The sequence below is a fragment of the Stenotrophomonas sp. YJH_SMC_127 genome (assembly GCF_059372445.1).
In genome coordinates, this window is sequence record NZ_JCAFVO010000005.1 from 118,655 (window position 1) to 139,788 (window position 21,134).

Genomic DNA, 21,134 nt, shown 5'->3' on the forward strand with positions numbered 1-21,134 from the left:
GCCATCGAGCACCATGGAAGGGCTTTGGCGTGTTTTGGAGAGGGCCCCCGCCCCCTCCCCCACGTATCAATCAAGGCGCCGCACGGAGCGCTTGATAAAACCATTATTCCGCCAGCATCGCCGCCAGCTTCTCCCGCGCCGGGCCAGCCAGCTTCGGGTTGTCCAGCGCGAAGCGGATCGTCGCCTCCACCAGACCCAGGTGCGTGCCGCAGTCGAAGCGGGTGCCCTCGAAACGATAGGCATCGACTTCTTCGGTCTTCAGCAGCTCGGCAATCGCATCGGTCAGCTGGATCTCGCCGCCGGCACCGGTCTGGGTCTGTTCCAGCAGCTCGAAGATCTTCGGGCTGAGCACGTAACGACCCACCACCGCCAGGTCGCTCGGCGCGTCCTCCGGCTTCGGCTTCTCGACGATCTGCGAAATACGGCCCTTGCGGCCATCGAACGCATCGGTGGCGACGATGCCGTAACTGGCGGTCTTATCGTGCGGCACGTCTTCGACCGCGATCACGCTGGCGCCACTGGCTTCGTTGAGGTCGGCCATCTGCTTCAGCGCGCCCGCACCGCGGTTCCAGATCAGGTCGTCGGGCAGCAGTACGGCAAACGGCTCGTCACCGATCACCGACCTGGCACACAGCACCGCGTGCCCGAGGCCCAGCGCCTCGGCCTGGGTCACGAAGATCGCGCGCACACCATTGGGGAGCACGTGCCGGATCAGTTCCAGCTGCTCCTGCTTGCCAGCGCGCTCAAGCTTCTGCTCCAGCTCGTACGCCTTGTCGAAATAGTCGGCAACGGCGTGCTTGTAGCGGTTGGTGATGAACACCAGCGTGTCACAGCCGGCTTCGATCGCCTCATCCACCGCGTACTGGATCAGCGGCCGATCAATGATCGGCAGCATCTCCTTCGGCACAGTCTTGGTTGCTGGCAAAAAACGCGTCCCCAATCCTGCCACCGGGAAAACTGCTTTGCGAATTCGCTTGCTCATTGGTGCCTGTTGGCCTCACGTGCCGGAAAAGGCACGACTTTAGCGGATGAAATGTAAGCATCCTGTTCGATTGGCGAGAATTCCGGCATCGTCGCAAACAGGATTTCCTGGATGCGGGCGGTGTCGTAGCTGGCAATCGCCTCGCGCAGGCGCGGAACGTTGCCCAGCACCAGGTCGCGCGAGAACGTACGCACGCCGGCCTCGAGAATCTTCGGGTGCGCGGTGGAGCGGTAATCTTCGTCCGAATAGAACAGCGTCTCGTGCAGCTTCTCGCCCGGACGCAGGCCGGTATAGATGATCTGGATGTCCTTGTACGGCTGCTTGCCGGTCAGGCGGATCATCTGTTCGGCCAGCACGCGGATCGGCACCGGCTCGCCCATGTCGAGGGTATAGATCGCACCATGCGACGCCGATGCGGCCGCCTGCAGGATCAGCTGGCAGGCCTCGGGAATGGTCATGAAGTAGCGGCTGACTTCCGGGTCGGTGACCGTGACCGGGCCACCGCGCAGGATCTGCTCGCGGAACAGCGGCACCACGCTGCCGGCCGATGCCAGCACGTTGCCGAAGCGCACCGTGACAAAACGGGTATGCGTGGACTTCTGGTCCAGGCTCTGGCAGATCATCTCGGCGTAGCGCTTGCTCGCGCCCAGCGCATTGACCGGGTCGACCGCCTTGTCGGTGGAGATGAACACGAAATGCTCCACGCGGGCTTCCAGGCAGGCGCGCGCGACGTTCTCGGTCGCCAGGATGTTGTTGCGCACCGCTTCGCGCAGCTGGCGTTCCAGCACCGGCACATGCTTGTAGGCGGCCGCATGGAAAGCGGTATCGACCGGGTGCAGCGACAGCGCGTGGCGGATCACCGCCGGGTCGCCACAGTCGCCCAGCACCGCCTCGATCTCGACATCGGGGAAGCTGCGACGCAGCTCGCCTTCGATGGTCAGCAGCAGCAGTTCGCTGATCTCCAGCAGGATGATGCGACCGGCACCATGCCGCGCGCACTGGCGGCACAGCTCCGAGCCGATCGAACCACCGGCGCCGGTAACCATCACGGTGCGCCCACCCAACCAGCCGCGGATCAGGTTCCAGTCCGGCATGATCGGCTTGCGCCCCAGCAGGTCCTCGATCGCCACTTCCTTCAGCTGGCCCGGCAGCGACTGGCCCTGCAGGATGTCACTGAGCTTGGGCACGGTACGGAACGGCACGCCGGTGCTTTCGCAGATCGCGACGACGCGCTGCATGCCTGCGGCGTCCAGCGACGGCATGGCAATGACCAGCAGCTTGGCAGCGGTCTCGCGGACCACCGTCGGCGCGTCATCCAGCGTGCCCAGGATCGGCAGGCCCTGCAGCTTGGCACCCCGCAGGTGCGGTGCATCGTCGAGCAGGCCGACCGGCTCGAAGTTGCCGGAGCGGCGCAGGTCGCGCACCAGGGTCTCGGCCGCCTGGCCGGCGCCGAGGATCAGCACGCGGCGGGCGCTGGAATCGGACTGCAGTGCCTGGTAGTCCTTCCAGGCGCGGTACAGCAGGCGCGGCGCGCCGAGCAGTGCCGACAGCGCGAACGGGTAGATCACCAGCACCGACATGGGTACGCCGTCGAAGCGCTTCCACATCAGCACCAGGATGATGGCCACCATGCCGATGAAGCTGGCCTTGAAGATGTTCAGCAGGTCGCTGACGCTGGCAAACCGCCACAGGCCGCGGTACAGGCCCACGCGCCAGAACACCAGGCCCTGCAGCAGCAGGACCAGGGTGGTATCGACGTTCCACAGGGGCAGCGCCGGGGCGTTGGGCAGGATCGAGTAACGCCCTGCATGGAGCAGCTGCCAGCATGCCCAGACCATGAAGAGGTCGTGGCAGACGATGGCCGAACGCGGCATCAGGCCGAGGATTCTGTCCCGCCAGGGTGAAGCCATAATTCAGGTAATTCCTTGTCGGTGGCGCATTCCATTGCGCAGGAGGAGCCAGAGGACGCTCAGCGCGATGAACCACGCGATCGCCACGACAGCCTCCCACCTCGGCTGCAAATTGGAGCAGACATTGAACACTGTAATACTGAACAGACCCAAAGCAAAGTACATCCCTGTCACCTGGGGGTGACTGGCTCCTGCCTTCACCGCGCGCTGGTAGACATGCTGGGTATGGGGTTCCATCCAGCGTTGTCCGGAAATGATGCGCGCCAGCAGTGTGAAGCCCGCGTCCACGAGGAAGGGCGAAACCGGTACCAGCAGCAGGATCCAGTTGATATCGGTACGCACGCTGGCGATCGCCAGCACCACTGCGACCGCATACCCCAGCGCACCGCTTCCGACATCGCCCATGAAGATCCGGGCGCGAGGGAAGTTGAACGGCAGGAATCCAAGGCATGCCAGGCCCAGGGCCACGGCGGCCAGTGAATAGGGCCACGGCAGCACCGGCGCCAGCCCCAGCATCGCCACAACGGCCTGGCTGGCGGCGATGCCATTGATGCCGTCCATGAAGTTCCAGATGTTGATCAGCGACGCGGTGAACAGCAGCACCAGCACCGCCAACAGCCAGCTGCCACCATTCACCTTGACCAGGCCGGCCAACAGCGCTGCGGCGATGAAATGCACCAGCAGGCGACGCATCGCCGGCAGGGGCTTGTGGTCGTCCCACCAGCCGATACCGGCCACCAGCACCAGCCCAAGGCTGGCCACCAGCACCGTCGGCGTGCTTTCGGGCCAGGCCCAGATGGCCACGCCGGCGGTCACCAGCAGGCTGATGACGATGGCGATGCCGCCACCGCGCGGGGTGGCAACGCTATGGCTGCGACGCTCGCCCGGCTGGTCCATCAACTGCTGGCGCAGTGCATAGCCCCGCGCAGCCCAGGTCAGCAACGCGCTGAGCAGGGCGAGCCCCAGCAGCGCGCCCATCACAAGCCAGGGCATGGATCAGAGCACCGCGTAGTTCAGCAGCGGCTTGACCGTTCCCCACTCCTTGCAGCTCGGGCACTGCCAGTGGTGGGTACGCGCACCGAAGCCGCAGCGCGTGCAGCGATAGGCCGGGTTGCGCACCAGCAGCTGGTCGGTGATGTGCTTGAGGTCATGCAGGGTGGCGGTGGAATCGGCTCCCTCGGCGAGGGTCAAGTCGATCAGCGCGGATTCGCCACGTACCGACGGGCGATCCTTGAGCTGGCGACCGAGGTAGGCACGGGCCGGCGCCACACCTTCCTGCTCTTCCATCAACCGGGTCAGCGCCAATACCGGGGCGATGCCGCGGTAGTGCTCGGTCATCTCCGACAGGAACGCGCGTGCACCTGCCAGATCGCCGACCCTGCGATAGTTCTGCATCAGTGCCGGCAGCAGTTCCGGCAGGTATTCGGGATCGTTGCGCGCGGCGCGCTCGAAGGCGCGCACAGCGGCCTCTGGATTGCCCGCGTCGGTTTCCAGACGGCCCTCGATGATGCCGGCGCGCACCGACATCGCGTCGGCCTGGTAGGCGCGGGCGATCGCTGCCCTCGCCTCTTCCAGCTTGCCGGCGCCACGGAAACGTTCGGCCAGTTCGCATTCGAACTGTCCGATCAGCTTGCCCATCGGCTCGCCGGTGACGTCCTCGAAACGGGTCGCGTTGTCGATCGCCTTTTCCCAGTCGCGCTCGGCCTGGTAGATGCCGATCAGGTGCTTGAGTGCCTGCGGTGCACGCTGATCCAGCTGCGCCAGCTCGGTGAACACGGTCTCGGCACGGTCCAGCAGGCCGGACTTCATGTAGTCCTCGCCCAGCGCCAGCAGGGCCTGCACGCGCTGTGCATCACTGAGGTCGTGGCGGTTGACCAGGCCCTGGTGCAGGCGGATGGCACGGTCGACTTCGCCGCGGCGGCGGAACAGGTGGCCCAGCGCGACCTGGGTCTCGAAGGTTTCCTTGTCCAGCTCGGCGATGTGCAGGAACAGCTCGATGGCCTTGTCCGGCTGCTCGTTGAGCAGGTAGTTCAGGCCACGGAAATAGGTGCTCGACAGGCGGCTGACCTGGCTGTCACCGTGGCGTTGACCACCGCGCCGCCCGATCACCCACCCAGCCAGGGCGGCCAGCGGAACGAACAGGAAGAACCAGAACCACTCGGTGACGAAATCCATCTTCGATCAGCGTCCATCAAAAGATTGAGGGGAAGCAACCGGTGCCGGCGTGGCGGCAGCGGACTTGTTGGCGCGGCGCAGCTGGCTGTAGAGCGGAATGACCACGCTCACCAGCACCAGGCCAGCGCCAACGATGACGCCGATCAGCAACGCGGCAATGATGGCCACGCCGACCGAGGTCTTAAGCTGGGTGAACAGCAGGTTGATGGTCATCTCGTCCATGTTCATGGCACCGATGATCAACCCAAGAATGAGTACCGCCAGCAGGACCAGCAGACGAAAAACCTTCATGCGACAGCTCCAGTGGCAGGAGTCCGTAGCTTATCCGACTCGCGGCTGGATTCGCACGCGGTGGCGCGACGGAAGGCTCAGGCCGGATCAGCGTCCAGCGGCAGCACACTGCTGACCCGCTCGCGCAGTTCCTTGCCCGGCTTGAAATGGGGGACATGCTTGCCCGGCAGGGCAACCGATTCGCCGGTCTTCGGGTTGCGACCCAGGCGCGGCGGACGATAGTGCAGCGAGAAGCTGCCAAATCCACGGATTTCGATGCGATCCCCGGCGGACAGCGATCCGCCCATCATTTCCAGCAACGACTTCACCGCCAGATCGACATCATCGGCCTTCAGGTGCGCCTGGCGGCGCGCAAGGATTTCGATCAGTTCGGATTTGGTCATTACCGGCTCACATCAGGGGCATCTCAGCCTGAAACGGCCCGGGCAATGCCCGGGCCGTCCAGGAAACAACGAACAGCGTAAGGCCGATTACTCGGACTTGTTGCCGTTCAGCTGTGCACGCAGCAGCGCGCCCAGCTGGGTGGTGCCGCTGGAAGCCGAAGAGGACTGGTATTCCTCCAGCACTTCGCGCATTTCCGCGTCGTCCTTGGCCTTGATCGACAGCTGCAGGGTGCGGCCCTTGCGGTCCATGCCCACGAACTTGGCTTCGACCTTGTCGCCGACCTTCAGGTGCTGGGTGGCGTCGTCAACGCGCTCGTTGGCGATGTCGCGGGCCGAGACGTAACCTTCGATGCCGTCAGCCAGCTCGATGATCGCGCCCTTGGCGTCGACTTCCTTCACCACGCCTTCGACCTTGGAGCCCTTCGGATTGGCAGCCATGTACTGGCCGAACGGATCCTGCTCCAGCTGCTTCACGCCCAGGGAGATGCGCTCGCGCTCCGGATCGACAGCCAGGACGACGGCGTCCAGGGTATCGCCCTTCTTGAAGTTGCGAACGACGTCTTCGCCGGTGGTGTTCCAGCTGATGTCGGACAGGTGGACCAGGCCGTCGATGCCGCCGTCCAGGCCGATGAAGATGCCGAAGTCGGTGATCGACTTGATCTGGCCCGACACCTTGTCACCCTTCTTGTGGGTGGCAGCGAAGGTTTCCCACGGATTGGCGGCAACCTGCTTCATGCCCAGCGAGATACGGCGGCGCTCTTCATCGACGTCCAGCACCATCACTTCGACTTCATCACCAACCTGGACAACCTTGGACGGGTTGACGTTCTTGTTGGTCCAATCCATCTCCGAGACGTGCACCAGGCCTTCGACGCCCGGCTCGATCTCAACGAACGCACCGTAATCGGTGACGTTGGAGACCTTGCCGAAGACGCGGCTGTTGGCCGGGTAACGACGGCCGATGTTGTCCCACGGATCCTCGCCCAGCTGCTTCAGGCCCAGCGAAACGCGGTTGCGCTCGCGGTCGAACTTCAGCACGCGGACGTCCAGCTCGTCGCCGACGTTCACGACTTCCGACGGGTGACGCACGCGCTTCCACGCCATGTCGGTGATGTGCAGCAGGCCGTCGATACCGCCCAGGTCCACGAACGCGCCGTAATCGGTCAGGTTCTTGACGACACCCTTCAGGATCGCGCCTTCCTGCAGCTTGTCCATCAGCTGCTCGCGCTCTTCCGAGTGCTCGCTTTCGACGACAGCGCGGCGCGAGACCACGACGTTGTTACGCTTGCGGTCCAGCTTGATGAGCTTGAACTCGAGTTCCTTGCCTTCCAGGTAGGCCGGATCGCGCACCGGGCGCACATCGACCAGGGAACCCGGCAGGAAGGCGCGGACATCCTTGATGTCCACGGTGAAACCACCCTTGACCTTGCCGCTGATGCGGCCGGTGATGGTTTCGTTCTTTTCCAACGCTTCTTCCAGCTCGTCCCACACCATCGCGCGCTTGGCTTTCTCGCGCGACAGGACGGTTTCGCCGAAGCCGTTCTCGATCGAGTCGAGGGCGACCTTGACGATGTCGCCTTCGGCGACGTCGATTTCGCCAGCGTCGTTACGGAACTGTTCGATCGGCACGATGCCTTCGGACTTCAGGCCAGCGTTGATCACCACGACGTCGCCGCGGACTTCAACAACGGTACCGCTGACGATGGCGCCCGGCTTCAGCTTGGCCAGATTGGCCTGGCTGGCTTCAAACAGTTCGGCAAATGATTCGGTCATTAGATTTACTCTGTTGGACACATGGGTCGGTGGCGTCCCCTTCAGGGGAATGGCGACCGCCCGCCTGTTGGTCGACCCCGGAAACGCAGGTCGTGTGTAGTAGGAAAACCGCCACGCATCATTGCGCGACGGAGCTGGTACAGCACTGCTATGCGCGACCACCGCCGATGCTGCTGGCAGCGCTCCCGCGCGAACGGATCAGGCAGCCGGAACCGGAAGCAGATCCATCACTCTGGCAACGACATCATCGATGCCGATGCCTGTGGTGTCGATGAGGACAGCATCGTCTGCCGGCTTCAGGGGCGCCACGGTACGCTGGGCATCACGGGCGTCGCGGGCCATGATCTCGCGCAGGAGGTCATCAAAGTTAACAGAAACCCCCTTGTCTTTCAACTGCTTATGCCGGCGCTCGGCGCGCTCCTCGGCACTGGCGGTCAGGAAGACCTTGTAGGAGGCGTCCGGGAAGATCACCGTGCCCATGTCGCGGCCGTCGGCGACCAGGCCCGGCAGCTCCCTGAATGCGCGCTGGCGCTCCTTCAGGGCAGCGCGGACCTCGGGAATGGCGGCAATGGCCGAGGCCAGCGCACCGGTGGTCTCCAGGCGCAGCTCGTCGGTGGCATCGGTGCCGTTGACCATGACCCGCATGGCATCGCCCTGCTCGACAAACTGAACGTGGGTGTCGAAGGTGCAACGCACCAGCGCCGAGGCGTCGGAAGTATCGATGTCGGCCCAGCTTGCGGCCACGCCCACCGCCCGGTACAGCGCGCCCGAATCCAGGTAATGCCAGCCCATCCGGCGCGCGATGATGCGGCTGATGGTACCCTTGCCGGCCCCGGATGGGCCGTCGATGGTCAGGACGGGAGCGAGTGGATTCATGGGGGTCCCAGAGCGTGTGAAGAGGCCATTCTAGCCCCTGCCAGACGCCCCCAGCGGGATCTTTTGTGCAACCACTTGAAACCACGAGGAAAAGCCCGGTAGAATGGCGGGCTTGAACGAGCGTCAACTGCCGATTGTCTTTCGCATATCGCGGCCACGCTCCACCCGAACAACTACTGTTTACGCCGAGGTATGCCATGAAAGTCCTGTCCTCCCTGAAGTCGGCGAAGGCCCGTCACCGTGACTGCAAGGTCGTGCGTCGTCGTGGCAAGATCTTCGTCATCTGCAAGTCGAACCCGCGTTTCAAGGCGCGTCAGCGCTAAGCCTCACAGCCTTCCGGCTGCGGCTGGCCCTACGCGGGGCCGACCCGATGCAAGAAACCGCCTTCGGGCGGTTTTTTGTTTATGCGGCTTTTTCCTGCCGTTTTTGCTGTAATCGCCTTTCTTGACCACTGGGGAGTAGATCGAGATGAAGCGTTACCTGTCCGCCCTGGCCGTGATGGCCACTCTGGCCGCCGCCACACCGGCACTGGCCGATACCCTGCTTGTCGACCGCGCCCGCGAGAAGCCGGCCGGTGCCCTGCCCGTGCGCGGCCAGAGCATGCAGCAGGTGCAGGCGCAGTTCGGCGCGCCCAGCGAGCAGCTGCAGCCGCGTGGCGGGCAGAAACGGCAATGGCCGACCATCAACCGCTGGGTGTACCCGCAGTTCACCGTCTACTTCGAGAAGCAGAAGGTGATCGACGTGGTGGCCAACCAGGCGGACCCGAACGAAATCGGCCCGAAACCGCCGATCCGTTGATCCCATTACCCGCCGTGGGCGGGCCTGTGTAGCGAGACCATGAACCAGACCCTTCGTTTTCCTGCCGAGTGGGAAGCCCAGAGCGGCGTCCTGATTGCCTGGCCCACCGCCGATACCGACTGGGCTGACCGCCTGGGCCAGGTGGAAGAGACCTACATCGCCCTGGTCGCGGCCATCACCCGCTTCCAGCCGGTGCTGATCTGCGTGGCCGACGACGATGTGGAGACCTACGCCGAGATGCGACTGCGCTCCAACCGCATCGACATGGACAAGGTCCACTTCACCACGGCGGCCTACGACGATACCTGGCTGCGCGACTCCGGCCCGATCACCCTGCGCCGTGCCGACGGCGGCTTCCAGCTGCTGGATTTCCGCTTCACCGGCTGGGGCGGCAAGTTCGACGCCACCCTGGATGACCAGCTGGTGGGCGTGCTCGACCAGGCCGGCGTATTCAACGATGCGCCGGTCCGCAGCATTCCGTTCGCGCTGGAAGGCGGCGGCATCGAGACCGACGGTGAAGGCACCCTGCTGACCACCTGGAAGTGCCTGCACGAGCGCCACCCGGACCGCGACCGCGCCAGCCTGAGCGCCGACCTGGCCGACTGGCTGCAGCAGGACCGCGTGCTGTGGCTGGACCACGGCTACCTGGAAGGCGACGACACCGACGCGCACATCGATACCCTCGCCCGCTTCGCCTCCGCTGACAGCATCGTCTACCAGGCCTGCGACGACGAGAGCGACTCGCATTACGCCGAACTGCAGGCGATGGGCAATGAGCTGGCCGCGCTACGCACCAGGGATGGCCAGCCGTACCGCCTGTTCCCGCTGCCGTGGGCCCGGCCGGTGATCGACGAAGGCCGTCGCCTGGCTGCGTCGTACGCGAACTACCTGATCGTCAATGGCGCGGTGCTGATGCCGGCCTATGGCGACCCGGCCGATGACCTGGCCCGCGACGTGCTGGCACAGGCGCACCCGGACCGCGAGATCGTGCAGGTCCCCTGCCGCTCGCTGATCTGGCAGAACGGCAGCCTGCACTGCATCACCATGCAGCTGCCGGAAGGGCTGTTGAAGGCGTAACGGTCGTGCCGGCCGCTGGCCGGCAACCCTGCAATGCCTGATGGATCCACGGGATTGCCGGCCAGCGGCCGGCACTACCCGCTGCGCCATTCAGCGCGCGACACGCCGTCGCCGCCCATCCGCGCTAACATGCTGGTTTTCCCCCGCAGGAACGCCCCGCATGAACTCGCGCAGCCCCCTTACCGTCGCCCTGATCCAGGAGCGCAACCACGGTGATGCCGCCGCCAACCTGGCGGTGATCGAAGCACGCGTGGCCGAGGCGGCTGCGCAGGGTGCCAAGCTGGTGCTGCTGCAGGAACTGCATAACGGCCCGTACTTCTGCCAGCACGAATCGGTCGACGAGTTCGACCTGGCCGAGCCGATTCCGGGCCCGAGCACCGAGCGCCTTGGCGCGCTGGCGAAGCAGCATGGCGTGGTGCTGGTCGGCTCGCTGTTCGAGCGCCGCGCTGCCGGGCTGTACCACAACACCGCCGTGGTGTTCGAGAAGGACGGTACCCTGCTCGGCAAGTACCGCAAGATGCATATCCCGGACGACCCGGGCTTCTACGAGAAGTTCTACTTCACCCCGGGCGACATCGGCTTCAAGCCGATCGATACCTCGGTGGGCCGCCTGGGCGTGCTGGTGTGCTGGGACCAGTGGTACCCGGAAGCGGCGCGCCTGATGGCGCTGGCTGGCGCCGAGCTGCTGCTGTATCCGACTGCGATCGGCTGGGATCCGGACGACGTGCAGGACGAGAAGACCCGCCAGCGCGACGCCTGGGTGCTGAGCCATCGCGGCCATGCGGTGGCCAACGGCCTGCCGGTGCTGAGCTGCAACCGCGTCGGCCACGAGGCTTCGCCGCTGGGCGCGTCGGGCATCCAGTTCTGGGGCAACAGCCACGTGCTCGGCCCGCAGGGCGAGTTCCTGGCCGAGGCCGGCACCGAGGCCACCGTGCTGCTGTGCGACGTCGACCTGCAGCGCAGCGAGCACGTGCGCCGCATCTGGCCGTTCCTGCGTGATCGCCGCATCGATGCCTACGGCGACCTGCTCAAGCGCTACATCGACTGAGCCGGAGCCCGCGCATGGCCGTCCTCATCCGTGATGCCGGCCCGGCCGACATCGACGCGATCACCGCGATCTATGCGGTGGAAGTGACTGACTTCGTCAACACCTACGAGTACGACATTCCGGACGCGACCGAGATGCTGCGCCGCATGCGCGACATCGTCGATCGCGGCTTCCCCTACTTGGTCGCCGAGATTGACGGCCAGGTGGCCGGCTATGCCTACGCCAACACCTACCGCACCCGCGTCGCCTACCAGTGGACCGTTGAGAACTCGGTCTACGTCGATGCCCGCTTCCAGGGCCAGGGCGTCGGCACCGGCCTGCTGCAGGCGTTGATCGACGCCTGCATCGCGCGTGGCTACCGGCAGATGGTGGCGGTGATCGGCGAGCCGACCAACACTGCTTCAATCAAGCTGCACGAACGCTTCGGCTTCGAACTGGTGGGCGTGTTCCGTGGCCTCGGCCGCAAGCATGGCCGCTGGCTGGACACCGTGCAGATGCAGCGCGCGCTCGGCGATGGCGCCGACACCGCACCTTCCAATGAATGAACCCATGACCGAAACCCTTCCCGAGACCGGTGACGACCTGTTCGCCGGCCAGCCGGTGCGCGTCGTCGAACGCGACGGCGTGCGCTACACCCTGCTGGGCACCGCCCACGTCTCCCGCGCCAGCGTCGAGGCGGTGGAGAAAGCCATCGACAGCGGTCGCTTCGACGCCGTGGCCGTTGAACTGGACCCGCAGCGCCTGCAGGCACTGAGCGACCCGGACACGCTGGCCAAGCTCGACCTGGTCGAGGTGATCCGCAAGGGCCGCGTCGCCCTGTTCGCCGCCAACCTGGCCCTGTCCGCCTACCAGCGCCGCCTGGCCGAACAGCTCGACATCGAGCCCGGTGCCGAGCTGAAGCGTGCGGTGGAGCTGGCGCGCGAACGCGACCTGCCGGTGCACCTGATCGACCGCGAGGTCGGCCTGACCTTCCGCCGGGCGTCGCAACGTCTGGGCTTCTTCGGCAAGCTGAAGCTGGTTGCCGGGCTGGGCGCCGGCCTGTTCTCGTCGGAAGAAGTGGGCGAGAACGAGATCGAGAAGCTCAAGCAGGGCGACATGCTGGAGTCGAGCTTTGGTGAGTTCGCCAGCGAGAGCCCGGCGCTGTACGAAACCATCATCGGCGAGCGCGACCGCTACATGGCCACGCGCCTGCGCGAGGAGCACGACCCGCAGCAGCGAGAAGTGCTGGCGGTGGTCGGTGCCGGTCACCTGGCCGGGCTGGCGCGCTATCTGGAAACCGACACCGAGGCACCGGCGCCGCTGCGCGCCGAGCTGGAGGCGGTGCCGAAGAAGCGCAACATCCCGTGGTTCACGCTCGGCATCCTGGCGATCGTGGCGACCGGCATCGGCGTGGGCTTCTACCGCGGCGGCCTGGGCGTGGGCACCGAACTGCTGGCGACCTGGGCAATGTATACCGGCGGCCTGGCGGGCCTGGGCTGCCTGCTGGCAGGCGGTCACCCGCTGAGCATCCTCACCGCGATCGCGGTGGCCCCGTTCAAGCCGTTCCGCCTGAGCATCCCGACCGGCGCATTCTCGGCGCTGGTGGAAGCGCGCCTGCGCAAGCCGGCCTACGAGGACTTCCTGAAGCTGCGCGACGATGCGCAGAGCCTGAAGGGCTGGTACCGCAATCGCGTTACCCGCGTGGTGCTGACCTTCATGCTGACCAACATCGGCAGCATGCTCGGCCTGTGGCTGACCACCTTCAAGGTCTGGGGCAAGGTGGCGGGGTAAGCCTCTCAACCGGCCACAGAATCTGTAGCACCCGAGCCCATGCTCGGGCGACGCCGCGACGCGGCGAGCAGAAAAAAAGGGGGAGACCGCCCCACTACGACCGGCCTCCCCCACACCACAACACGTTGGCGCGCATTACAGCCGGGCAGCGCCCGGCTCCATCCTCTCCAGCCCGCGTGCACGGCGGATCAACCGCGTCACGGCATTGCGCAGGTCATCGAGCACCGCATAGATCGTCGGCAGGAACAGCAGGCTGACCACCGTCGAGAACGCCAGGCCGCCCGCAATCGCGCGCGCCATCGGCGAATACTCCGGGCCATTGCCGAACATCTGCGTATCGGTCAGCGAGATCGGGATCATCGCCAGGATCGCCGTGCCCATGGTCATCATGATCGGGCGCAGGCGTTCGCGTGAGCCTTCCACCAGCGCCTGGGTGCGGCCCATGCCGCTGCGCCGCAGGTTGTTGATGTGCTCGATCATCACGATGCCGTTGTTCACCACCACGCCCATCAGCACCAGGATGCCGATGAAGGACATGATCCCGAACGAGGTGCCGGTGATCCAGAACAGCCAGAACACGCCGAAGATCGAGAACAGCACTCCGCTCATGATCGCCGCCGGGAACAGCAGCGACTCGAACACCGCCGCCATCACCACGTAGATCATCACCAGTGCGATCAGCAGGTTGAACACCATCTGCTGCATGGCCTCGTCGTCGTTGCCGTAGTCGCCGCCGTCGAAGGTGAAGCCATAGCCGGCCGGGAAGTTCATCGGCTTGAGCACGGCTTCGATCGCCTTGCGCCCGTCCGGCGCGGTGACCTTCTCGGCCAGGTTGGCCTTGATGGTCAACGTGGTCTGGCGGTTGGTGCGGCCGATCTGGGTGGCCGACGAACCAACGTCCACGGTGACCAGGCTCAGCAGCGGCACGCTGCGGCCATCGCCGGTGCGCACGCTGAAACCGGCCAGGTCTTCCGGGCTGCTCTGCTCGGCGCCGGCAAAGCGCACCCACACCGGCACTTCGTTGTCACCGCGGCGGAACTCGCGCATCGGCGCGCCGCGCAGCGCCAGGCCGACGAAGCTGGCCACCTGCTCGGCATTGAAGCCGAACGCTGCGGCACGCTCGCGGTCGACGCGCACCTTCAGCTCGCCGCCCTTCTCGCCGTTGTCGATGCGCACGTCACGCAGCTCGGCACGCTGCGCCAGCAACGGCACCACTTCCTGGCCGATCTCCTGCAGCATCGAGCTGGAGTCGCCCACCAGCTGCACCTGCACGCCCTGGTTGCTGCCGCCACCGCCATCGCCGCCCTGGTTGCCGACGAAGTAATCGGTGCGGGCCGACTTCGGTAGGCCCTTGCGCAGTTCCTCCTGCAGCGACTTGATGTCCTTGGCGTACTTTTCGTCCAGGGTGACCACCGTGGAGCTGCCTTCCTGCTCGCTGTACCAGGAATACACCTGCTTCACGTGCAGGCGTTCGCGGTTCTGGTCGATCCAGGTCTCCACCCGCGCCACTTCCTCGGACATCTGGCGGTAGGTGTAGGCGCCCTTCCACATGTAGCCGATGAAGATGTCCTTGCCACCCTCACCACCAAACATGTCGACCTTGGTCAGCTTCATCGGCACCAGGCTGACCAGCACCACCAGCAGGATGCCGAGCAGGCTCCAACCGCGGTGATGCAGTGACCAGTCCAGCAGCTGCGCATAGCGTCGCTGCAGGCGCGCGATCAGGCCGGTCTGCGAGTGCACCAGCTTGGGCGTGGCCATGCGCGCGGACAGCATCGGGATCAGGCTGACCGCCACCAGCCACGAGGCCAGCAGCGAGACCGAGATGGTGATCGCGATCTGCGCCATGAAGATGCTGATGTTGTTGGTCTCGCCGAACAGGTTCGGCACGAACACGATGCAGTGGCACAGCGTGCCGGCGCTGAGCGCGATGGCCACGTTGCGGGTGCCGATGATCGAGGCCAGCCGTGGCTGCCCCGGCATGCGCTCGCGCTCCTGGTAGATGCTCTCCACCACCACCACCGCATTGTCGACCAGCATGCCGACGGCCAGCAGCAGGCCCATCATGGTCAGGATGTTGAGTGTCACCCCGACGAAGTACATGAAGCCGAGGGTGATGGTGAAGCAGATCGGAATGGCCAGGGTCACCATCAGCGTCGACGGCCAATGGCGCAGGAAGAAGAACAGCACGGTGACCGACAGGATCAGGCCGACCGCGCCGGCCTCGGCCAGCTCCAGCAGCGAGGACGTCACTGCCTTGCCCTGGTTGTCGATCACCTTGATCTGCACGTCGCGCATCGACGGCTGCGCGCGGATCGCCTCGACCTCGGCCAGTGCCGCACGCGAAACGTCCACCAGGTTGGCGCTGCGTTCCTTGAAGATGTCCAGGCCCACCGCCGGGTTGCCGTCCAGGCGGCGCCCGTAGTTCATCCGCGCCGGCTTCAGGCGGACGTCGGCGATGTCGCCCAGGCGCAGGCCCTTGGCGTTGATCACCAGGTCGCGCATCTCCTGAAGGTCGGTGATCTCGCCTACCGGCTGCACGCGCACGCGTTGGCCGTTGTCATCGATCTGCCCGGCCGAGATCGAGAAGTTCAGCGTGCGCAGGCGCTCGCTCAGCTCGTTGATGCTCAACCCATGCGCGTTGAGCCGGTTCGGATCGATGGCGATCTCCACCTCGTTCGGCGGCGCACCGGTGATATCGACGCGGGCCACACCGGGAATACGCTCGATGCGCCGCTTGAACTCACGATCGAGCATGTCATAGGCGGTGGTCAGGTCGGTGGTGCTGGCCAGCCGCACCTTCAGCACGGGCTGGTCGCTGCTGGACCACTTGAACACGTTGTAGCGCTGCAGGTCGTCGGGCAGGTCGCTGCGGATCGCGTCGATACGCTCGCGCGCGTCGGACGCGGCAATGGCGATGTCGCGGTCCCAGTCGCTGAACTCGATGTAGATCAGCGCCGCCTCGGAGGTGGCCGACGAGCGCATGCGCTTGATGCCGGTCATCGTCGCCAGCGATTCCTCGACCGGACGGATGATGGTCCGTTCCACTTCTTCCGGGGTCGAGCCGGTGTAGGGAATCTGCACGAACAGGAACGGCGCGGAGATGTCCGGCAGCGCCTCCAACGGCAGCCGGAACGAAGCGATCAGGCCGATCACCACCAACGACACGAAACACATGATGGTGGTGACCGGACGGCGGATGGAAAACTCGGCAACACTCATGCCGGTTCCTCCACACCCGCTGTGCCGCCCTCGTCGCCATGCAGGCCTTCACCGGCGTGCTTGCGGCCGCGCTCACGGTAGTAGGCGTCGCCGCGACGATCCATCAGGTCGTACACCACCGGGATCACCAGCAGCGTCAGCAGCGTCGACACCAGCAGGCCACCGATCACGGTGATCGCCATCGGTGCACGCACTTCGGCGCCCTCGCCCATCGCCACCGCCAGCGGCAGGAAGCCGAACAGCGTGCACAGCGTGGTCATGATGATCGGCCGCAGGCGCGAGCGCGCACCCTCCACCAGCGCCTCATGCTTGGCCACGCCGGCCTCGCGCAGCTGGTTGACCTTGTCGATCAGGATGATCGCGTTCTTGGTGACCAGGCCGACCAGCAGGATCAGGCCGATGAACACCACCACCGAAATGGGCTTTCCGGTCAGCATCAGCGCCAGGATCGCGCCGACCAGCGCCAGCGGGATGGTGAACAGGATCACGAACGGGTGCAGCAGGGATTCGAACTGCGAGGCCATCACCAGGTAGACCAGGAAGATCGCCAGGCCGAAGGCGAAGATCAGCGACTTCGCCGCCTGCGCCAGTTCCTCGCCCTGGCCGCCGATGTGCAGGCCGACGCCCGCGCCCAGCGGCTGCTCGGCCACCATCTGCTGCACTTCGCGCATGGCGGCGCCGAGGTCGATGTCGCGCAGGTTGGCCGATACCACCGCGACCCGGGTCTGATCGGCACGATGGATCTCGCTGGGGCCGGTGGTGGCGACCACGTCGGCCACCGCGTCCAGGGTCACCGGGCGGGTGCTGCCCGGATTGACGATCAGCCGGCGGATGCTCTCCACGCTGGCGCGGTCACCTTCCTGGGCGCGCACCAGCACGTCGATCTTGCGGTCACGGAAGCTGTAGCGGGTGGCGACGTCGCCACGCACCTTCTTCACCACCACGTCGGCGATCTGGCGGGTGGTCAGGCCCAGTGCACCGGCGCGCTCCTGGTCGAAGCGGATCTGGATTTCCGGGAAGCCCTCTTCCACCGTCGACTTCACGTCGGCGTAGTGGGCGTTGCCGCGCAGCATCGCCGCCAGGCGCTGGCCGGCCACTTCCAGGGTCGCCATGTCCTGCCCGCGCAGTTCGATTTCCAGCGGCGTGGAAAAGCTGAACAACGCCGGCCGCGCGAAGTCGACCTGGGCACCCGGGTGCTGGCTCATGGTGCCGCGCAGGCGCTCGGTGATCGCCGCTTCAGTGTGCGCATTGCCGCCACCTTCCATCACCACGGTCAGCTTGCCGATGTTCTCGCCGCTTTCGGTCGGGCTGGCATCCAGCCGGGTGCCGCTGCCACTGACGCCATACAGCGAGGCCACGCCTTCGCCCTTGCCATGCGCCAGCTGCAGCTCGCGCACCAGCGCATCGGTCTGCTTGAGCGGCGTGCCGGCCGGCAGCTTCACCGTCATTTCGAAACGGTCCTGCGCCAGCTGCGGGATCAGGTCGGCGCCAAGCATCGGCACCAGCGCCATGGTCGCCACGAAAATGATGGCTGCCACGCCCAGCACCTTGCCGGGATGCGCCAGCGCACTCGGCAGCAGGCGCAGGTAGCCTCGCTCGGCGCCTGCATAGGGCTTCATCGCCAGGTCGCTGGCCTTGCGCATCACCGGGCCGACCACCGCCACCACGCCGCGCCACAGGCGCACCACGAGCCAGGCCAGCGCATAGAAGCTCCAGCGCACGCTGGCGAGCAGGCCACGGCGGCCCAGTGCAACCGGCTTCTGCCAACGCTTCTGCGGCTGCCATGCTGCGTTCGGCGCCTCTTCCGGGAACGCCAGCGGCGGCCGTCCCTTCAGCGAGCTCAGCATCGGGATCAGGGTCATCGACACCAGCAGCGAGATCGCGATGGCGATCGCCACGGTCAGCGCCTGGTCGCGGAACAGCTGCCCGGCGATGCCATTGACGAACACCAGCGGCAGGAACACCGCGATGGTGGTCAGGGTCGAGGCGACCACGGCCATGCTCACTTCACGGGTGCCGGCAATCGCCGCCTGCAGGATGCCCAGGCCACGCTCACGGGCCTTGGCGATGCTCTCCAGCACCACGATCGAGTCATCCACCACCAGGCCGGTGGCCAATGCCAGGCCACCCAGCGACATCACGTTCAAGCTCAGGCCGAGCTGGCCCATGAAGAAGAACGTGGCGATGATCGAGACCGGCAACGACAGGCTGATCACGAACGTACTCCAGCCATCGCGCAGGAACAGGAAGATGATCAGGATCGCCAGCAGGCCGCCGATCACGGCATCCTTCTTGACGTCGGCGATGGCGTGCTCGATGAAGCGCGACTGGTCCTCGATGGTGGTCAGCTGGACATCGGACGGGAACGTGCCCTTGATCTGCTCCAGGCGCTTGCGCAGCGCTTCAGCGGTGGACACGGTGTTGGCGTCGCCTTCCTTGTAGATGGCCAGCTCGACCGACTCCTTGCCGCCCAGGCGGATGATCGCTTCGCGCTCCTTGTAGCCCTGGCGCACGGTGGCCACGTCCTTCAGGCGCACCGGCACGCCGTTGGCAACCACGCTGGAGCCACCGCCGGACGATGCGCTCTGTGCCGCCGACGCCGCCGCGATGGCGGCCGCCGAACCGGTCGACGCGGCGATGTTGAACATCTGCTGCAGCGCCGAGTCCGCCGCGCTGCCATTGGCGGCCTGGGTGGTCACCAGCAGGTTGCGGATCTCCTCCAGGTCGGCGAACTGGTTGACGGTACGCACCAGGAAGCGCTGCGAGCCCTCCTCCAGGCGGCCGCCGGAAATGTTGATGTTCTCGTCCTTCAGGCGCTTGATGACGGTGTCGATCGGCAGGTTCAGCTGGGCAAGCTTCTGCTGGTCGATGTCGACCTGGATCTCGTCCTCCAGGCCGCCGCCCACCTTCACTGCCGCCACACCGGTGACCGGCTCCAGCTTCTTCTTGAGGTCTTCATCGGCATAGCGGCGCAGGCCGGTCAGCTCGCGCACCGCATCGGCATCGCTGGTCGACGCCGTCTTGTTCGACAGCACCAGGCGCATGATCGGCTCGGTTGACGGATTGAAGCGCAGCAGCACCGGGGCCTTGGCCTCCAGCGGCAGGTTCAGCGCTTCCATCTTGTCGCGCACCTCCAGGCTGGCCTGGTCCATGTTGGTGCCCCAGGCGAATTCCAGCACCACGTCGCTCTGGCCGGTGCGCGAGACCGACTTCAGCTTGCGCAGGTTCTTGACCACGCCGACCGCTTCTTCGACCGGCTGGGTGATCAGGGTTTCGATTTCAGTCGGCGCTGCACCGGTGTATTCGGTGCGCACGGTCAGCGTCGGGTAGCTCAGGTCGGGCAGCAGGTTGACCTTGAGATTGCCCAGCGCGATCAGGCCGAACAGCAGCAGCGTGACCGTGCACATGGCGATGGTCACGCGGCGGCGGGTGGCAAACTCCACCAGGCCGCCGCGCATGCCGGCGGCGGCGCCGTCGCTCGCCGGCGAGGCACCGTGGTCGTGGCCCGGGGCGGTCATTGCTTGCTCCCGGCCTTGTCTGCGGGCTTGGCGGCCGCAGCGACCGTCTTCGCCTTCGGATCGGCAATCACCTGCACCGTGGTGCCGTCGCGCAGGGCGACCTTGCCGGCGGTGACCACCTGATCACCGGCCGCCAGGCCATCACGGATCTCCACCCACGGGCCCTCGGCGTAACCCAGCTTGACCGGAACGCGTGCGACCTTGCCTTCGCGCACGCGGAACACCGCCGGCTCACCGTCGTCGAGCAACGCCAGGCGCGGTACGACCAGCGCATCGGCACGCTGGTCGTAGTCGATGCGGATGCGACCGAACATGCCGGGCTGCAGCGCGTGTGCGGCGCCGTCGAAGGCGCTGACCACGCGAAACGTGCCGCTGCCCGAATCCACCACCGGCGCGATGCGATCAACGGTGCCGGTGAAGCTCTGCCCCGGCAGCGCGTCGGCCGCCAGCGTCACCGGCTGGCCGGCGCGCAGGGTGGCCAGTTCACGCTCGGGCACGTTGAGGGTGGCTTCCAGCCGCGAGTTGTCGACGATGCGGAAGATCGGCGTGTTGATCTGCACGAAGTTGCCGGTCTTGATCGAACGCGATGCGATCACGCCGGAAATCGGTGCCACCACCGTGGTGTAGGACAGCTCCAGCGTGGCCAGCCGGTACTGCGCACGGACGTTTTCCAGGTCGTAGCGCAGCTGGTCGACATCGGCGGCGCTGACCATCTGCTGGCCGACCAGCTTCTGTGCGCGCAGGTAATTGTTTTCCAGCTTGCGCATCTGCGCTTCGCTCTGTGCAACGGCCAGCCGTGCACGATCCGGGTCCAGCCGCACCAGCGGTTGGCCGGCGGTGACCCGCTGCCCTTCCTCGACCAGCACCGCCAGCGCCACGCCGGAGGTCTTGGCGACCACCTGCGACTCGGCGCGTGGTTCCAGCGCGGCAGTGCCGGTGTAGCTGGCCGCGACGGCACGATGGCTGGCCACCGCCACCTCGACCGGGACCGCATCGACCTTCTTTTCCTCCTTGGTCTCGGCGGCCTTGGCTTCGGAATTGGGCCCTGCGGCGCAACCGCCCAGCAGCAGGGAGGTGGAGATCAGCAGTGCGGCAGCGCAGATTCCGCTGCGACGGCCGGACAGGAAGGTTGGGTGCGACATCGTCGGGTCCCTGAAGGATGCGTGGACAGGTGTGGTAGCAAAGTAATTCACCACTTCACGGCAACACCATATCCCAAAGGTCATGGTGCCTTCACGCCGCTGGTCGGCGCGCCCCCATTTCAGCTAGATGAAACCTGAGGCTATACTCGGGTCGTTCCGTACCCCACGC

The 21,134-nt window shown here is 65.9% G+C and carries 17 protein-coding genes; 6 read left to right on the forward strand and 11 right to left on the reverse strand.

Features of this window, described 5'->3' with window-relative positions:
• Positions 1 to 103 precede the first annotated feature (103 nt).
• The 8 genes from galU to cmk form a co-directional block, all read right to left on the reverse strand.
• A complete protein-coding gene (gene galU, locus AC5QAB_RS13365; protein WP_032960751.1) occupies positions 104 to 982 on the reverse strand; it encodes a UTP--glucose-1-phosphate uridylyltransferase GalU in 879 nt (292 codons plus the stop codon).
• Entirely contained in the window at positions 979 to 2,892 is a 1,914-nt protein-coding gene (locus tag AC5QAB_RS13370; RefSeq protein ID WP_014646852.1) for a polysaccharide biosynthesis protein, read from the reverse strand. Before AC5QAB_RS13370 ends, galU begins: the two co-directional genes overlap by 4 nt.
• Positions 2,893 to 2,895: 3 nt before the next feature.
• Positions 2,896 to 3,885 carry an MraY family glycosyltransferase gene (locus AC5QAB_RS13375; protein WP_495233449.1) on the reverse strand — a complete coding sequence of 330 codons (990 nt, stop codon included), beginning with the start codon at positions 3,883 to 3,885 and terminating at the stop codon, positions 2,896 to 2,898.
• Positions 3,886 to 3,888: 3 nt separating this feature from the next.
• The gene (gene lapB, locus AC5QAB_RS13380; RefSeq protein ID WP_014646850.1) at positions 3,889 to 5,067 is read right to left on the reverse strand and encodes a lipopolysaccharide assembly protein LapB; all 1,179 of its coding nucleotides are present in this window, start codon (positions 5,065 to 5,067) and stop codon (positions 3,889 to 3,891) included.
• A gap of 6 nt (positions 5,068 to 5,073) precedes the next feature.
• Positions 5,074 to 5,358, reverse strand: a complete 285-nt coding sequence (locus AC5QAB_RS13385) for a LapA family protein (protein ID WP_014646849.1) — start codon at positions 5,356 to 5,358, stop codon at positions 5,074 to 5,076.
• A 77-nt stretch (positions 5,359 to 5,435) separates the two neighbouring features.
• Positions 5,436 to 5,741, reverse strand: coding sequence for an integration host factor subunit beta (locus AC5QAB_RS13390; RefSeq protein ID WP_005409286.1), 306 nt, complete (start codon positions 5,739 to 5,741; stop codon positions 5,436 to 5,438).
• 87 nt (positions 5,742 to 5,828) lie between these two features.
• Complete coding sequence (rpsA, locus tag AC5QAB_RS13395; protein WP_005416230.1) at positions 5,829 to 7,514, reverse strand: 30S ribosomal protein S1; 1,686 nt, start codon at positions 7,512 to 7,514, stop codon at positions 5,829 to 5,831.
• Between the two features lie 198 nt (positions 7,515 to 7,712).
• Positions 7,713 to 8,390, reverse strand: coding sequence for a (d)CMP kinase (gene cmk, locus AC5QAB_RS13400; RefSeq protein WP_014036894.1), 678 nt, complete (start codon positions 8,388 to 8,390; stop codon positions 7,713 to 7,715).
• 197 nt (positions 8,391 to 8,587) lie between these two features.
• On the opposite strand from cmk, the gene ykgO reads away from it, so the two are divergent.
• From ykgO to AC5QAB_RS13430, 6 genes are all read left to right on the forward strand, one after another.
• A complete protein-coding gene (gene ykgO, locus AC5QAB_RS13405; protein WP_005409283.1) occupies positions 8,588 to 8,713 on the forward strand; it encodes a type B 50S ribosomal protein L36 in 126 nt (41 codons plus the stop codon).
• Positions 8,714 to 8,888: 175 nt separating this feature from the next.
• The gene (locus tag AC5QAB_RS13410) at positions 8,889 to 9,188 is read left to right on the forward strand and encodes a hypothetical protein (protein WP_227837998.1); all 300 of its coding nucleotides are present in this window, start codon (positions 8,889 to 8,891) and stop codon (positions 9,186 to 9,188) included.
• Between the two features lie 39 nt (positions 9,189 to 9,227).
• On the forward strand, positions 9,228 to 10,265 hold the full coding sequence (locus AC5QAB_RS13415; RefSeq protein WP_164232865.1) for an agmatine deiminase family protein: 1,038 nt from the start codon (positions 9,228 to 9,230) through the stop codon (positions 10,263 to 10,265).
• Positions 10,266 to 10,425: 160 nt separating this feature from the next.
• Positions 10,426 to 11,313, forward strand: a complete 888-nt coding sequence (locus AC5QAB_RS13420; RefSeq protein WP_032960744.1) for a carbon-nitrogen hydrolase — start codon at positions 10,426 to 10,428, stop codon at positions 11,311 to 11,313.
• A gap of 14 nt (positions 11,314 to 11,327) precedes the next feature.
• Entirely contained in the window at positions 11,328 to 11,858 is a 531-nt protein-coding gene (locus tag AC5QAB_RS13425) for a GNAT family N-acetyltransferase (RefSeq protein ID WP_134967159.1), read from the forward strand.
• 4 nt (positions 11,859 to 11,862) lie between these two features.
• On the forward strand, positions 11,863 to 13,083 hold the full coding sequence (locus AC5QAB_RS13430) for a TraB/GumN family protein (RefSeq protein ID WP_125895765.1): 1,221 nt from the start codon (positions 11,863 to 11,865) through the stop codon (positions 13,081 to 13,083).
• Positions 13,084 to 13,218: 135 nt separating this feature from the next.
• On the opposite strand, the gene AC5QAB_RS13435 is transcribed toward AC5QAB_RS13430, so the two are convergent.
• The 3 genes from AC5QAB_RS13435 to AC5QAB_RS13445 are packed head-to-tail and all read right to left on the reverse strand — an operon-like array spanning position 13,219 to position 20,965.
• Positions 13,219 to 16,305, reverse strand: coding sequence for an efflux RND transporter permease subunit (locus AC5QAB_RS13435; protein ID WP_197561858.1), 3,087 nt, complete (start codon positions 16,303 to 16,305; stop codon positions 13,219 to 13,221).
• Positions 16,302 to 19,823: an efflux RND transporter permease subunit gene (locus AC5QAB_RS13440; protein ID WP_197561859.1), complete on the reverse strand. Its 3,522-nt coding sequence runs from the start codon at positions 19,821 to 19,823 to the stop codon at positions 16,302 to 16,304. Before AC5QAB_RS13440 ends, AC5QAB_RS13435 begins: the two co-directional genes overlap by 4 nt.
• The gene (locus AC5QAB_RS13445) at positions 19,820 to 20,965 is read right to left on the reverse strand and encodes an efflux RND transporter periplasmic adaptor subunit (protein WP_197561860.1); all 1,146 of its coding nucleotides are present in this window, start codon (positions 20,963 to 20,965) and stop codon (positions 19,820 to 19,822) included. Before AC5QAB_RS13445 ends, AC5QAB_RS13440 begins: the two co-directional genes overlap by 4 nt.
• Positions 20,966 to 21,134: the final 169 nt, after the last annotated feature.